This window comes from Rhodococcus sp. NPDC055024, from assembly GCF_053608585.1.
Genome location: NZ_JBSGVT010000021.1, coordinates 30,204 through 44,181, shown reverse-complemented (window position 1 = coordinate 44,181; position 13,978 = coordinate 30,204). Strand labels below are relative to the sequence as shown.

Here is a 13,978-nt window from a genome sequence, read left to right as displayed (position 1 = left end):
CGGGCCCCTCGGTGGGCATACTGAGGGAACTGGGGTTACTCCCGGTCACAAATACCCGTGGATCCGCGTCGGGGCGGGTGCGGTCCGACAACACGCGAGCAGCCACAGACACTGGCGGCTCCGAAAGGTTCAATCATGGCAACCGACCAATTACAGACGGTTGTATTGCACGGCGACCAGCTCAAATACGTCGACCAAGGCAGTGGCCCCGTTGTGGTGCTCATTCACGGCCTGCTGGGCGCGCACTCCAACTGGGAGCCGCAGATCGAGACGCTCTCACGCCACTACCGCGTCATCGCTCCTGATCTCTTCGGACACGGTGCGTCGGATAAGCCTGCCGGCGACTACTCACTCAGCGCTCACGCAGCCACTGTGCGCGATCTTCTCGAAGCCCTCGACATTCCGTCAGCCACCCTGGTCGGTCACTCACTCGGTGGCGGGATCGCGATGCAGACGCTGTATCTGTTCCCCGACCGCGTGGAACGGCTGTGCCTGGTGGCCAGCGGCGGGCTCGGCCCCGAGGTCAGCCCTCTCCTGCGTGCGGCGACTCTGCCCGGCAGCGAACTGGTGCTTCCCGTCCTCGCGTCCCGGACGCTGACCGACGTGACCGACAAAGCGCTCGGACTTTTCAACAAGATCGGCCTGTTCAAGCTCGGCGCCAGCGCGAGTGAGGCTCGTAAGAGCTTTGCTTCGGTATCGGACGCGTCGACACGTCAGGCATTTCTGGCGACCGCGCGATCGGTCATCAACTACAACGGCCAAACCGTCAATGCCACTCCGCATTTCGCCAACTTCAAGAACTTGCAGGCACTATTGGTGTGGGGCGAGGAAGACACCATCATCCCCAACGCCCACACCGAGAACGCTCGCGCCGAGCTACCGCTCGGGCGGGTCGAGATCTTCAAGCGCGCCGGACACTTCCCCCACCTGGACTACCCGGATCGCTTCGACCGTGTCTTCTCCGAATTCATGACGGACTGCGGCGTCGGTATCGGCACCGGGCCCAAGGCCGTCAGCAGCTGAACTAACTCCCCGCAACCAACTCTTCGAGGTAGCTTGCCACTCCGTCCTCGTCGTTCGTGGGCAGAATTCGGTCGGCAAGTTCGATGACCTCAGCTCGGGCGTTGGCCGGCGCCAGAGCCGTTCCGGCCCAGGTCAGCATGGCAACGTCGTTGAACGCGTCACCTGCTGCCACAACTTCCGACGCGTCGATGCCGTCGATTGCGCACAACTGCGCGAGAGCGCTGGCCTTCGAGACGCCCGCCGCAGCCATTTCCATGTACGGAGCGCCGGAGTGGGTCAACTCCACACCCTCGATGCCCGCAGCGACCGCAGTTCGGTACAGGTCGGCGCTGGGAACTTCCGCATGCCGAGCCACGATCTTGACCATCGGCTCGACATCGAGCGGCAAGGTGTCGGCCAGCACCATCTCGTGCAGGTGCCGGTGATGGTCCGCGAACTCACACAGAGCGGCATACTCCGGCTCGGCAAAGAACTGAGTGGGTCCGACGTTCGCGAACACGACGCCTGGGACCAGTGCGCGAACTTGCTCCATAGCCGTTGCCGCCAAGGACATTTCGATCGAAACGGTGTTGACGATCTCCGGAGTACCATCAGCGAGGTCGAGGATGACAGCTCCGTTGGCACACACAGCTTTACCGCGAAATCCGCACGAGCTCGCCAACGTATGTACCGAATGTCGAGCGCGGGCCGTCGCCCACACAACTTCGATACCCGCCAGCCGCGCGTTCTCCATGGCTTGCGCGGTGCGCGTCGAAATCGTTCGGTCGGAGCGCAGCAGGGTGCCGTCGAGGTCGGTCGCGAACATACGAATGCGGGTCACCAGACCATGATGGCAGTCCGTTCGCAGTCCTCACCAACTACATGGCATTGGCCGTTGCTCTGTCAATTACCTGACTGGCCCTCGAGCAGGTGGCGGCGCATCTCACCGAACACCACACCGAGACGCTCGACATCTCGCGGGCTCAGCAGATCGAACATGTTCTCCCGTACTGCGGCGACGTGTGCCGGGCTTGCCGACGCCAATTTCTCGGCGCCCTGGTCGGTCAGCTCCGCATTGGCGCCACGCTTGTCGTCGACACACTCGACCCTGCGCACCCAACCGACGCCGACCAGTCGATTGACCGCCCTGGTCACGCCACTGCGGGTCGCCATCACGGCGTCAGCGAGCTCACTCATGCGCAATTGTCGCCCGGGCGCCTCGGCCAGCGCGACCAGCAGTTCGAAATCCGTGAAGGAAATATCGGAGTCGTGCACCAACTGTTGATCGAGGACGCGCTGAAGCAGGCGGGTCGAATCCAGGTACGCCCGCCAGGCCGTTTGCTCCGAGTCGGTCAACCATCGCGTTGATTCCATCACGCCAGCATATCCGAAGTAGTTGACAACGAAATCAAATGAGCTATTCTCAATGTAGTTGATCAGTCAACTACTTGTTCGAAGAGAAGATTCAACCGAGAGGCGGGCGCCATGAGCGACGACAACGCAGTGCAGGTCGACAAAGCAATGCAGGCCGACAACGCAGTGCAGTTCGAGGAACGCCGTGCCGAGATAAGGGATCGGCATCTGATCCCTGCCGACAAACGACCGTCGTCGATGGCACGCGGTCTGCACCATACGGCCCTGATCAGCAGTGACGTCGACCGAACCGTGAAGTTCTATCAGGATCTCCTCGGCTTCCCTCTCACCGAACTGATCGAGAACCGTGACTATCCCGGTTCTTCGCACTTCTTCTTCGACATCGGCAACGGCAACCTCCTGGCCTTCTTCGACTTCCCGGGCCTCGATGTGGGCCCGTACCAAGAGGTACTCGGCGGCCTCCACCACATCGCGATCAGCGTCGAGCCGGCCAAGTGGGCGAAGTTGCGCACCAGACTGACCGAGGCGGGCGTCGAATTGATCGAGCACAGCGAGGTTTCGTTGTACTTCCGCGATCCCGACGGCGCTCGACTCGAACTGATCGCAGATCCCCTCGGCGAGATGTACGGCAATCACGTCCTCTGAAAACTTGCTCTCCCCCACACCATTCGGAAGGCACCCCATGACCTCCACCTTGTCGCTACCGAACTTCGACGTCCGCCGATCGGGCGATCGCTTCAAGTCCAATGCGGGCTGGCTGGACTCGAAGCACTCCTTCTCGTTCAGCAATCACTACGACCCGAAGAACACTCACCACGGCCTTCTCCTGGTCAACAACGACGACATCGTCACGCCGGGAATGGGATTCGACACCCACCCGCACCAGGACATGGAGATCGTCACCTGGGTACTGAGAGGTTCTCTCGTACATCAGGATTCGATGGGTCATTCGGGGGTCATCTACCCCGGACTCGCCCAGCGGATGAGCGCCGGAACTGGCATCCTGCATTCCGAGAAGAACGACTCGTGGCGACTCGGTGACGTGGCCGGCAGCCACTCCGACAAGCACAGCGACCCGGTTCACTTCATCCAGATGTGGGTCATCCCCGACGAAGCCGGAATCACCCCCGGCTACGAGCAGTTGGAGATCGACGCCGAATTGCTTGCCGGTGGACTGGTTCCCGTCGCCTCGGGAATGGACGCGTACGCCGATCACTCGGCAATCCGGATCAAGAACAAGTACGCCGCGATGCACGTCGCGCGTCTGCAACCCGGACAGCCCGTGACCCTGCCGGACGCACCGTTCCTGCATGTTTTTGTCGCCGACGGTCAGGCGGCCATGGAAGGCGTCGGAGTGCTCGAACAAGGTGACGCGGTACGAGTGTCCGGCGGCGGAGGCCAGCAGGTCAGTTCCGATTCCGGCGCCGAGGTCATCGTCTGGGAAATGCACGCCACCGTTTCGCAGGGATGACATGAAGTCCTTCTCGTACGACGCTTCACAGGCTCGAATTGTCTTCGGCCAAGGGACGATCGGCTCGATCACCGAAGAAGTGAGACGGCTCGGCCGTAGCCGAGTGATGGTGCTGGCAAGCCGTCGACTGAACGCGCTAGCCGCCGACGTCACCGAATCTCTCGGCGACATGGCCGTCGTGCGCTTCGACGGCGCAGTGATGCACACTCCGATCGAAGTCACGACAGCCGCGCTGAAACTTGCCCAGCACCATCACGTCGACACCGTCGTCGCGATCGGCGGCGGCTCGGCAACCGGGTTGTCCAAAGCACTCGCACTGCGAGCGGGGTTCGATCAGATCATCGTTCCGACGACGTATGCGGGATCAGAAGTCACTCCGGTGTTGGGTGAAACCGAGAACGGACGCAAGACAACTCGCTCGTCACCTCACATCAGACCCGAAACCGTCATCTACGACGTCGACCTCACTCTCGATCTGCCGCTGGACACCACCGTCACCAGCGCCGTCAACGCGATGGCTCACGCGGTTGAAGCGTTGTATTCCGCCGAATCCAATCCGATCACCGACTCGATGGCAATCGAGGCACTCTCCGGGATCGCCCGTGCTTTGCCGATCGTCGTCGATGATCGGAGAAATGTGGAAGGCCGGGCCGACCTGCTGCAATCTGCCTGGTTGGCCGGAACCTGCTTGGGCACAGTCGGCATGGGACTTCATCACAAGTTGTGCCACACCCTCGGCGGCAGCTTCGGTTTGCCGCACGCCCCCACCCACACCGTTGTCCTCCCCCATGCAATGGCGTTCAACGCGCCTGCCGTCCCGGAAGTGATGTCGCGAATAGCAACCGCTCTGGGTGTATCCGATGCCGCCAGCGGCGTATTCGGCCTCGTCACCGCGAGCGGCGGACCGACCTCTCTGCGAGAGGTGGGAATGAGTCACGATCAGATCGGCCGGGCAGTCGAACTCGCGACCTCCGCCGCCTATCCGAATCCGCGTGAGATCACCGCGCCGGGCCTGAGCGAACTCCTCGAGAACGCCTGGTCCGGGCGTCGCCCCGCCATCAGGTGAGAACGAATCAGGCAGTACCGCCTCGCGGCCTGACATGTTCGAAGATCAGAATCGTCTCGGTCGCAGCAACCGCCGGATGCGCCGAGAGATTGTTGACGACGAAGTCCCGCAACTGCGCCGAATCCGTCGTTGCGACGTGCAACATGTAGTCGTCGACACCGGCAACGAAATACACGTTGAGCACGGAGTCCAGCTTGGCGAAGTCGTCACCGAGTCGGTTGAGGTGCGACCTCGCGTTGGCCTGCAGTCGAACTGCGATCATCGCCTGCAGATCCATTCCGAGAGCGGCGGGGTCGATGTCCGCGTGGAATCCCCTGATCACGCCGTTGTCCACCAAGGCACGCACACGGCCGAGGCACGTCGACGGCGCAATTCCTGCGATCGCGGCCAGCGCGTTGTTCGGAATCCTCGCGTCTTTCGCCAGCTCTTCGAGCAGAACCCGGTCGACCTCGTCCAACTTCATAGCTGCCCGAACATGCTTCGGCGAGGCAGCCGTCTGGATACCGATTTTTGAACTTTCGCGCACCATGAATACAGCATAGAGAATTATCTTCACTTCTCTTCACTATCTGGTGACGAAACTTCATGCTTGGCACCTGCCATTCGAAGAAACAACAGACTCAGTTCGGAGCCGTGTCATGAAGGTCGGAATCCCCCGCGAAATCAAAAACCACGAGTACCGCGTGGCCATCAGCCCAGCAGGCGTGCACGAACTGGTCGGCCGAGGGCACGAGGTCGTCATCGAAACGGGTGCAGGCGTCGGCTCCTCGTTCAGTGACGAGGATTTCAAGGCTGCGGGCGCACAGATCCTCGGGTCCGCGGATCAGGTCTGGGCGGACGCAGATCTGCTCCTCAAGGTCAAAGAACCTATTGCAGAGGAGTATTCGCGGCTCCGTAAGGATCAGGTGCTCTTCACCTACCTTCACCTGGCGGCGTCGAAGGAATGCACCGACGCACTCCTGGCGTCGAAGACCACCTCCATCGCCTACGAAACCGTTGTCGGTTCCGACGGTTCACTGCCCCTACTCGCCCCGATGAGCGAAGTAGCCGGACGCCTTGCACCGCAGGCCGGCGCCTACCACTTGATGCGTCACGGCGGCGGACGCGGAGTGCTGATGGGCGGCGTGCCGGGAGTACGTCCTGCCAAGGTCGTGGTGATCGGTGCGGGAGTCTCCGGCAAGAACGCCATCGCCGTGGCCTACGGCATGCAGGCCGACGTCACCGTTCTCGATCTGTCGATCGCGCGTCTGAGGGAAATCGACGAGCTGTACCACGGCCAGGTCAAGACCATCACGTCCAACAGCCTCGAACTGGAACAGGCAGTTCTCGACGCCGATCTCGTCATCGGCGCAGTGCTGGTCCCAGGGGCGAAGGCTCCCACTCTCGTGTCCAACAGCCTGGTCGCGCGCATGAAGCCGGGTTCGGTACTGGTCGACATCGCCATCGACCAGGGCGGCTGCTTCGAGGACTCGCGAGCGACCACCCACGCCGATCCGACGTACCAGGTTCACGGTTCGGTCTTCTACTGCGTTGCGAACATGCCCGGCGCCGTTCCCCGCACATCGACTTACGCGCTCACCAACGCGACACTTCCGTACGTCGTCGCCTTGGCCGACAAGGGGTGGAAGGACGCCGTCGCGACAGTTCCCGGTCTGGAATCGGGACTGAGTACACACGACGGTCTGCTCTTGTCGGACAGTGTTGCAGCAGCACATGGGTACTCGGCTGCCACGCCCTGACCCCGGCGAGGAAGGCTGGAGATCGCTAGCCTTGATCCATGAGCAATCCTGACATCACGCTGAATTCCGGAACCACGATCCCGCAACTCGGCCTCGGAGTCTGGCAGGCCATCAACGACGAAACCGAGCATGCAGTGCGGTTCGCACTCGACGAGGCCGGCTACCGGCACATCGACACTGCAGCCGCGTACGGAAACGAAGAGGGCGTCGGACGAGGTATCGCCAACTCGTCCGTCGCGCGAGAGGACATCTTCCTCACCACGAAGCTGTGGAACGCGGACCAGGGCTACGAGCCGGCGTTGAAGGCTTTCGACACCAGTATCGACAAGCTTGGCGTCGACTACGTCGATCTCTACCTGATCCACTGGCCGCTGCAGGACAACGACCGCCTTCTCCGCACTTGGGAGGCGCTCGAAAAGATCGCGGAATCGGGCCGTGCCAAGGCAATCGGGGTGTGCAACTTCGAGCCGCACCATCTGCAGCTTCTTGTCGATCGCGGCGGAATGCTGCCCGCCGTCGATCAGGTGGAACTGCATCCGCACCTCACGCAGCACGCGATCCGGGACAAGGCAGCCGAGCACGGGATCAAGGTCGAATCGTGGAGCCCACTCGGCGGCACCAGCAACGCAGGTTGGGGTAAGGCTTCGAAGCCCAACACGCTGCTCACCGATCCGATCATCACTCGAATCGGTGACCGCCACAGCAAGACTGCCGCACAGGTCCTCATCCGCTGGCACCTTCAGAACGGCCTGATCGTCATCCCGAAATCAGTGCACGACGCTCGGATCGCTCAGAACATCGACGTATTCGACTTCGAACTCACTGATCTCGATCTGAGCGAAATCGACACTCTCGACGACGGCACGCGCGTCGGCGCGCATCCCGATGAACTCAACATCGGTGCGCCGAGCTGATCAAGCCGCTCGTTTGGTGGGGCGAAGCGCATCGATTCCGTTTCGCCTCACCATGGTTCCGAGGGTCTTCCACCACGGACGAGCTGGATCCGGCTCGTTGCCGTCACCCATTCTGTGCAACTGATCGGTGTGCCACTGCAAGTCGAGTGCACCGTCGAGCATCGAGATGTCGGCAACCTTCCCCAACAATTTCCGCGCTCCGAACTCGACAGTCGGGACGTTCAATCGTTCCCGATTCGATTCCAGAAGAACGGTTGCCGCGTCGGGAATGGTGATCGTCGGCCGGCCGAGGCCGATCACGTCGCACGCGCCGGAAGCGAGTGCCTCGACCATCGCCGATCGCGAGCGGAAGCCGCCCGTGACTGCCAACGGAATGTCGCCGGCGATCGCCCGGACAGTCTCGGCATATTCGAGAAAATATGCTTCTCGGTCACGAGTGCTCTGCTTCTGCGCTTTACCCATCATGGCCGGCGACTCGTAGCTGCCACCGCTGATCTCGATGAGATCCACCGACTCTTCGGTCAACGCGCGCACTACTTCTCGCGACTCGTCTTCGGAGAACCCACCGCGCTGAAAATCAGCCGAGTTGAGTTTGACCGAGACCGCGAATCCGGGCGCGACCGCCGAACGTATGCGCCGAACGATCTCGATCAGAAAGCGTCGGCGACGCTCGGGATCTCCACCCCACTCGTCCGTGCGCTGATTGGACAACGGCGAAAGGAACTGCGCAACAAGATAACCGTGCGCTGCGTGGATCTGTACGCCTCCGAATCCCGAGGACTCGGCGACGCGAGCGGTTTCCGCGAACCTGTTGATGATGTCTTCGATCTCGGCGGTCGAGAGTTCTCGCGGCGCAGCCATTCCCGGGATCTTCAGCGCGATCGGACTCGGGCCGACCGGGCGGCCCCTGCTGGCAATCGGGTTGGATTGTCGCCCTGGGTGGTTCAGCTGCATCCAGATCTCGGCGCCGCCGTTCTTGGCAGTCTTGGCCCAAGCCGTCAGTGCTTCGGCGTCTCGATCGTCGTCGACCACGACGTTGCCCGGTTCGGCGATCTGAGATCGATCGACCATGACATTGCCGGTGATCAGCAACCCGAACCCGCCGCTGCCCCAACGACCGTACAGAGTTTCCAGTCGGGCGGACGGTCCATGTGTCCGGTCCCCCAGAGCCTCGCTGAGCGCAGCTTTCATGGTCCGATTTCGCAGTATCTGCCCACAGGGCAAAGTCAGCGATTCTCCGAGCGTGGTCATGAATACCTCTCGCGTGAATGGGGGAAGAAGGTCAACGGTGGGGCGCAGAACCGAAGTGCCGCTTGGTATCGCGCACGAAGCTCGAGAAGATCAGTGAGTTGACCGGCAGACCGCCGCGTACCGCGAGCGACAGCTTCGGACGCGGCGAGAATGCAAAGGTCCACTGCAGTCTCGAGCCCACTGCAAGTTCGTCGACGCGGTAGTCCTCGGCAAAGGATTGGAACAGTGGAACATTCGACTGCTCGACGTAGAACGAGTGCCGACGTGTTTCGTCGTCCCAGGTGATGAACTTTTCGCGCATCTGCATCGCACCACCGCCCACCTCCGCGATTCGCCGTGTGCCGACACCGTACGGGCGAGGCGAGGTGTAGTGAACTTTCGTGAGCAGCCGGCACCACGACAACGGTTCATCCGCAGTCAGACCGGCCCAGACGTCATCCGGTTCGGCGGCGAGATCGATCGAGTACGTGAAGATATGCGGTGCCGTGTCGAAGAAATCGACACCGACCGGTTCGAGGTCGAACCAATGTGTCATCGCCCGCTCCTGCCCAATTAGCCGTTACATGAAGTTACGGATACTCGACGACCGAAGTCAACCCCCGAGCGCTCAGCTCGACCACGCTTGCGAACGCGAAAGCCCCTGCAGCGAAGCGATGACCTGTTCGAGCGGTTCGATACTTCGAGTCGTCTGGCATACAGCCACGGCACCTTCGACCGACGTGATCGTCAAATTTGCCATCGATTTTGCTTGCACTGCAGGATAACCCGCAGTTTCAAGTTGCGATTCGATCAACTTCTGCCATCCCAGCATGACCTCAGCCGACACTTCCGCGACTTCTGGCTCACTGGCACGCGCCAACCCGCCGGCAATCACCGGGCAGCCGATCGCGAAGTCCGAGCGCGTGAGATTGAGTCGCCAGATGTCTCCGACCGCTTCGATCACGTCGGCAGTGGAACCGTTAGCCGCAGCCGAGCTGATCCGTCTGGTGATGATCGCACCGGCCGCGCGCACGGCTTCGACCATCAACTCGGTCTTACCGCCAGGAAAGTGGTGGTAGATCGACCCACGGGGTGCGCCGCTGTGCTTGATGACGTCGCTGAAGGACGTCGCGTCGACACCGTTGCGGCTGATCAGTTCAACCGCACTGCGAATCATGCGATCACGTGAGCTCAGCTCTGCCATGTCACAGATCCTTCGGCCGTCGGTACACCTGTCGACTCATACGCTACGTTATGTATGACGACCTACATAGTGATGGGATGAAACAATGAGTGACGAGACAACAGCGACCGTCGATCCGGCGCAGATGACAGGCCTCGAGCTTCTCCGCTGGATGGGGACACAGGTCAGCGATCGCCCGAGCATCGGGCGCCTCCTCGGAATGGAGATGCGCGAGGTCAACGAAGGATCCGTGAGCTTCGCTCTGACGCCGCGCGCTGATTTCAGCAATCCCCTCGGCACGGTCCACGGCGGCATCTGCGCAACGCTGCTCGACTCGGTCATGGGCTGCGCTGTGCACACCATGCTTCCGGCCGGCGTCGGATATACGACCCTCGAACTCAAGCTCAACTACATCCGCACCGTGCCTCTCGACGGCGATGAACTGACCGCACACGGCAGTGTCATTCACGTGGGTGGGCGTACCGCGACGGCAGAGGGCAAGGTACTCGACAAGGACGGCAAGTTGGTGGCGCATGGAACCACGACGTGCATGATCTTTCGCTAAGCCCGACGTGAGCAGGGCGCGAGTGCCGATGTACGATCGGCTCGTGACCCTGCTCACTGCGCACCTCTGGTGGCCCGACCGCTGACGGTCAGCCGCAACTGCGTGCTGCCCGGACCGATATCGGGTGGTCCAGCAGGCTCCTCTCAGGATCCCCGATCCGGCAAATGCCGTACGCGTCGTCGCTACGACCGCCAAGATCAGGTACCGAATCCACGAAGGAGAGTTAGTTGACCACCACCCCACTCAACCGTTCGCTCGAGCCTTTGGGCGTCTCCATCCCGTCGAAAGTGCCGACGCACTGGTACAACCTGGCGGCTGACCTCCCCGAGCCTGTTCCCCCGCACCTGCATCCGGGCACGCGTGAGCCGCTCGGCCCCGAGGACTTGGCGCCGCTGTTCCCGATGAACCTCATCGCGCAGGAAGTCGCAACCGAGCGCTACATCGAGATCCCGGAGACAGTTCGCGAGATCTACGGCATGTGGAGGCCCTCTCCCCTGTTCCGTGCACACCGACTCGAGCGCGCTCTGGGCACACCCGCCCGCATCTACTACAAGTACGAAGGCGTGAGCCCGGTCGGTTCACACAAGCCGAATACTGCTGTCGCGCAGGCTTACTACAACGCAATCGAGGGAACCACCAAGCTCACCACCGAAACCGGTGCGGGCCAGTGGGGTGCGTCGCTGTCGTTCGCGGGCGCGCTGCTCGGACTCGAGGTCGAGGTATGGCAGGTTCGCTCGTCCTTCGATTCGAAGCCGTACCGCCGCATCCAGATGGAGGCGTACGGCGGAATCTGTCACCCGTCGCCTTCCGATCTCACGGAAGCCGGACGCGCACTGCTGAAGTCGCATCCAGACACCACCGGCTCACTTGGCATGGCCATCAGTGAGGCCGTCGAGGTCGCTGCGCAGGATCCGAACACGCACTACTCACTCGGCAGCGTGCTGAACCACGTCATGCTGCACCAGACCGTGATCGGTCAGGAAGCAATGGTCCAGCTCGAAGAAGCCGGCGACGCCATCCCCGACACCGTGTTCGGTTGCGCCGGTGGCGGTTCCAACCTCGCCGGACTCACCTTCCCGTTCCTGGGACGAAACCTTCGCGAAGGCACCAAGACTCGTCTGGTCGCCTGCGAGCCTTCGGCATGCCCGTCCCTCACCCAGGGCGAGTACCGCTACGACTTCGGTGACGTCGCCGGTCTGACGCCGCTGCTCAAGATGCACACTCTCGGTAAGGACTTCGTTCCGCCGGCCATCCACGCCGGTGGCCTTCGCTACCACGGCATGTCGCCGATGGTCTCGCATGCGGTCAACCTCGGCCTCATGGATGCGATTGCCGTCGATCAGGACGACGCACTCCAGGCCGGTCTGATCTTCGCCCGCGCCGAAGGAATCATCCCGGCTCCGGAATCAACCCACGCGGTTGCCGGCGCCATCGCTCACGCTCGTGCCGTCACCGAACCCGAGGTGATCGTTATCGGCCTTTCGGGCAACGGTCAGTTGGATCTCCCGGCGTACTCGCCCTACGTCTGACGCCGCCGGTGTGGTGGTCTCGTGTGTACGAGGCCACCACACTTCGTCACACCGAGCACGTTCTCTATTCGTATCCCAGTTCGTCGACGGACCGGACAGTGATCGAACTTGTCCCCAACACGGTGCCGGGGGCTATCCAAGGATCTTCCGGAGCCGCGCCCGCGACCCGTCGTTCGCCGATGAACTCGCCGGTACCCGGATCGATGATCAAGTCGCGACGCTCGTGAACGCCGTTGAGCCCGAGTGCGATTCCGACCCGACCGTCGAGCGTGGTCTGTTCCACGGTCTCCACACCATCGATTCCGGCGATCGCGCGATACCACTGCGCTTTGACATCTGGCGACATCATGCCGGCTCTCAGTATTTCAATCGCGATGTGGAACATCGCTTCCGGTGTCGAACCGCGCGGCGCCGTGTAGTCGCGCAGCCATCGAAGCAACCCCTCGGGGTCAGCGGGCAGCGACCGATAGAAGTTGGGGTCGTCCCAGTCGTCCGGAACGCAGTTGATGTTGTCGCGATTGTCGTCGAAGAATCTGCCGCAGCGGGCACGCCATTCCCCGTTTCGGGTTTCGTCGATGTACAGAGCTGATTCACTCTCCGGCGTCGTGCCGCCGAGCCACCGCGACTGGCCAGTTGACCGCCGCTCGAGCCATTCTTGTGTTTCGTCTGCCGGAATCCATAGCTGCGAACGGGTTTCGAGCAGGTAGGTGTAGCCGTTGCGTGGAGCGTCGGGACCTGCTTCGTAGGGAGATCCGTACTCCATCCCCTGTTGGACCCACGCGTGCTCCTCGACGAGTCGAAACGGTCCCTGTCGAGCGGAGATCATCTCGATCGATTCGAGCGACCGCGCGGCTTGTTGTAGTACGTGTTCGGCGGAGGCGAGTTCGATGGAAGGCACCGGCAACGACACACCACCCGTAGTGCCTGTCTGCTCTGCAGGTGTGAACTGCACCAGCACCGCAGCCAGGCAGACGGCCATGAGCACCGCGGCACCGGCGTAGACCGAAGCGGGCACGCGTCGCAGAGCAAACCTGCGACTGGGTACCGGCGGAGAACTTTCCGCCGCTTCCGCGTCGGCGAGGACCCGATTCCGGATCGCTGCCAACGCGTCGACGTCCGGCTTGTCGAGCGCATCGCGGAGTTCGAGCAACGTGTCGTCCAGGGGATCGGTCCGAGGATTCGCCATCAGTTCTCTCCCGAGGCTTGTTGGAGGTTTTCGGAGTCGAGCAGCAAAGTCCGCAGGCGAGTACGCGTGCGGTGCAGCCTGGACCGGACAGTGCTGGCCGGCACGGACAGGATCTCCGCGATCTCTGCCGGTTCGAGATGGGCCCAGGATGAGAGGAGGAGCACGTCGCGTTCGTCCTCGGTCAGCTCGGCGAGGGCCGACGCGATCACCTCGAGGCGACGGGACGCGTCCACCCGAGCCGTGACAAGGTCTTCCGGCGCAGTCTCGGACACGACGCGTTCGCCATGTACCCGCGCGAATGCGCGTTCGGCGCGATGCTGGGAACGAAAGTGCGCCCGGAGCAGGGTGTGGGTAATGCCGAACAACCAAGCTCGAACGGGAGCCCGACCAGCGTCGTAGGTGAATCGACGATCGATTGCGACGGCAAAAGCCTCAGCGACGAGGTCGTCGGCGTGATGTTCGCCGGCTCGAGCGCACACGTACCGGCGAAGATCTGCGGCATGGGCGTCGAAGAGCTGAGCGAAGACCTCCGCCACGCGCGGGCCGTGCAGGTCCGGGCCCGGTGTGGCGCGATCACCGGGCGGGTTCGAAGATGTCACGGTGATACTTGGTCGGTGCGGCCCGTAGCGTCCCCGGGGTGGCGGAACGGGTAGCGATGACGACCCACGATCCGCACTTTCCCCCGAGCTTTCACCATGCGCAGCAGTCGGTCCTCAGTC

The 13,978-nt window shown here is 62.3% G+C and carries 16 protein-coding genes; 8 read left to right on the top strand and 8 right to left on the bottom strand.

Annotation, left to right across the window (positions count from 1 at the left end):
• Positions 1-135 precede the first annotated feature (135 nt).
• Complete coding sequence (locus ACWF6P_RS29250) at positions 136-1,023, top strand: alpha/beta fold hydrolase (protein WP_003945464.1); 888 nt, start codon at positions 136-138, stop codon at positions 1,021-1,023.
• A 1-nt stretch (position 1,024) separates the two neighbouring features.
• Here ACWF6P_RS29250 and ACWF6P_RS29245 read toward each other — a convergent pair whose 3' ends face one another.
• Positions 1,025-1,843 carry a Cof-type HAD-IIB family hydrolase gene (locus tag ACWF6P_RS29245; RefSeq protein WP_452623383.1) on the bottom strand — a complete coding sequence of 273 codons (819 nt, stop codon included), beginning with the start codon at positions 1,841-1,843 and terminating at the stop codon, positions 1,025-1,027.
• A 62-nt stretch (positions 1,844-1,905) separates the two neighbouring features.
• The gene (locus ACWF6P_RS29240; protein WP_452623382.1) at positions 1,906-2,376 is read right to left on the bottom strand and encodes a MarR family winged helix-turn-helix transcriptional regulator; all 471 of its coding nucleotides are present in this window, start codon (positions 2,374-2,376) and stop codon (positions 1,906-1,908) included.
• 147 nt (positions 2,377-2,523) lie between these two features.
• Here ACWF6P_RS29240 and ACWF6P_RS29235 point away from each other — a divergent pair, with 147 nt between their 5' ends.
• From ACWF6P_RS29235 to ACWF6P_RS29225, 3 genes are read left to right on the top strand one after another with little or no spacing between them, the layout of a single operon-like run.
• Positions 2,524-3,021 carry a VOC family protein gene (locus tag ACWF6P_RS29235; protein WP_452623409.1) on the top strand — a complete coding sequence of 166 codons (498 nt, stop codon included), beginning with the start codon at positions 2,524-2,526 and terminating at the stop codon, positions 3,019-3,021.
• Between the two features lie 37 nt (positions 3,022-3,058).
• Positions 3,059-3,847, top strand: coding sequence for a pirin family protein (locus ACWF6P_RS29230; RefSeq protein ID WP_452623381.1), 789 nt, complete (start codon positions 3,059-3,061; stop codon positions 3,845-3,847).
• Between the two features lies 1 nt (position 3,848).
• Positions 3,849-4,913 (top strand): maleylacetate reductase, encoded by a 1,065-nt coding sequence (locus ACWF6P_RS29225; protein WP_452623380.1) that lies wholly within the window; start codon positions 3,849-3,851, stop codon positions 4,911-4,913.
• A 7-nt stretch (positions 4,914-4,920) separates the two neighbouring features.
• Here ACWF6P_RS29225 and ACWF6P_RS29220 read toward each other — a convergent pair whose 3' ends face one another.
• Positions 4,921-5,442 (bottom strand): Lrp/AsnC family transcriptional regulator, encoded by a 522-nt coding sequence (locus ACWF6P_RS29220; RefSeq protein WP_378448911.1) that lies wholly within the window; start codon positions 5,440-5,442, stop codon positions 4,921-4,923.
• A gap of 109 nt (positions 5,443-5,551) precedes the next feature.
• On the opposite strand from ACWF6P_RS29220, the gene ald reads away from it, so the two are divergent.
• Both ald and ACWF6P_RS29210 read left to right on the top strand, forming a co-directional pair.
• Entirely contained in the window at positions 5,552-6,652 is a 1,101-nt protein-coding gene (ald, locus tag ACWF6P_RS29215) for an alanine dehydrogenase (RefSeq protein ID WP_452623379.1), read from the top strand.
• Positions 6,653-6,690: 38 nt separating this feature from the next.
• The gene (locus tag ACWF6P_RS29210) at positions 6,691-7,566 is read left to right on the top strand and encodes an aldo/keto reductase (protein WP_452623378.1); all 876 of its coding nucleotides are present in this window, start codon (positions 6,691-6,693) and stop codon (positions 7,564-7,566) included.
• Here the strand turns inward: ACWF6P_RS29210 and ACWF6P_RS29205 are convergent, their stop codons facing one another.
• The 3 genes from ACWF6P_RS29205 to ACWF6P_RS29195 form a co-directional block, all read right to left on the bottom strand.
• The gene (locus ACWF6P_RS29205; RefSeq protein ID WP_452623377.1) at positions 7,567-8,817 is read right to left on the bottom strand and encodes an NADH:flavin oxidoreductase/NADH oxidase family protein; all 1,251 of its coding nucleotides are present in this window, start codon (positions 8,815-8,817) and stop codon (positions 7,567-7,569) included.
• Between the two features lie 31 nt (positions 8,818-8,848).
• Entirely contained in the window at positions 8,849-9,352 is a 504-nt protein-coding gene (locus ACWF6P_RS29200; protein WP_452623376.1) for an SRPBCC family protein, read from the bottom strand.
• Positions 9,353-9,424: 72 nt separating this feature from the next.
• On the bottom strand, positions 9,425-10,000 hold the full coding sequence (locus ACWF6P_RS29195) for a TetR/AcrR family transcriptional regulator (protein WP_452623375.1): 576 nt from the start codon (positions 9,998-10,000) through the stop codon (positions 9,425-9,427).
• A gap of 85 nt (positions 10,001-10,085) precedes the next feature.
• Here ACWF6P_RS29195 and ACWF6P_RS29190 point away from each other — a divergent pair, with 85 nt between their 5' ends.
• Positions 10,086-10,544 carry a PaaI family thioesterase gene (locus tag ACWF6P_RS29190; protein ID WP_452623374.1) on the top strand — a complete coding sequence of 153 codons (459 nt, stop codon included), beginning with the start codon at positions 10,086-10,088 and terminating at the stop codon, positions 10,542-10,544.
• 227 nt (positions 10,545-10,771) lie between these two features.
• A complete protein-coding gene (locus ACWF6P_RS29185) occupies positions 10,772-12,073 on the top strand; it encodes a TrpB-like pyridoxal phosphate-dependent enzyme (RefSeq protein WP_452623373.1) in 1,302 nt (433 codons plus the stop codon).
• A 64-nt stretch (positions 12,074-12,137) separates the two neighbouring features.
• Here ACWF6P_RS29185 and ACWF6P_RS29180 read toward each other — a convergent pair whose 3' ends face one another.
• Together ACWF6P_RS29180 and ACWF6P_RS29175 are read right to left on the bottom strand one after the other, a co-directional pair.
• Positions 12,138-13,259 (bottom strand): CU044_5270 family protein, encoded by a 1,122-nt coding sequence (locus ACWF6P_RS29180; protein ID WP_452623372.1) that lies wholly within the window; start codon positions 13,257-13,259, stop codon positions 12,138-12,140.
• Positions 13,259-13,858, bottom strand: a complete 600-nt coding sequence (locus tag ACWF6P_RS29175) for an RNA polymerase sigma factor (protein WP_452623371.1) — start codon at positions 13,856-13,858, stop codon at positions 13,259-13,261. The genes ACWF6P_RS29180 and ACWF6P_RS29175 overlap by 1 nt, the downstream gene beginning before the upstream one ends.
• Positions 13,859-13,978: the final 120 nt, after the last annotated feature.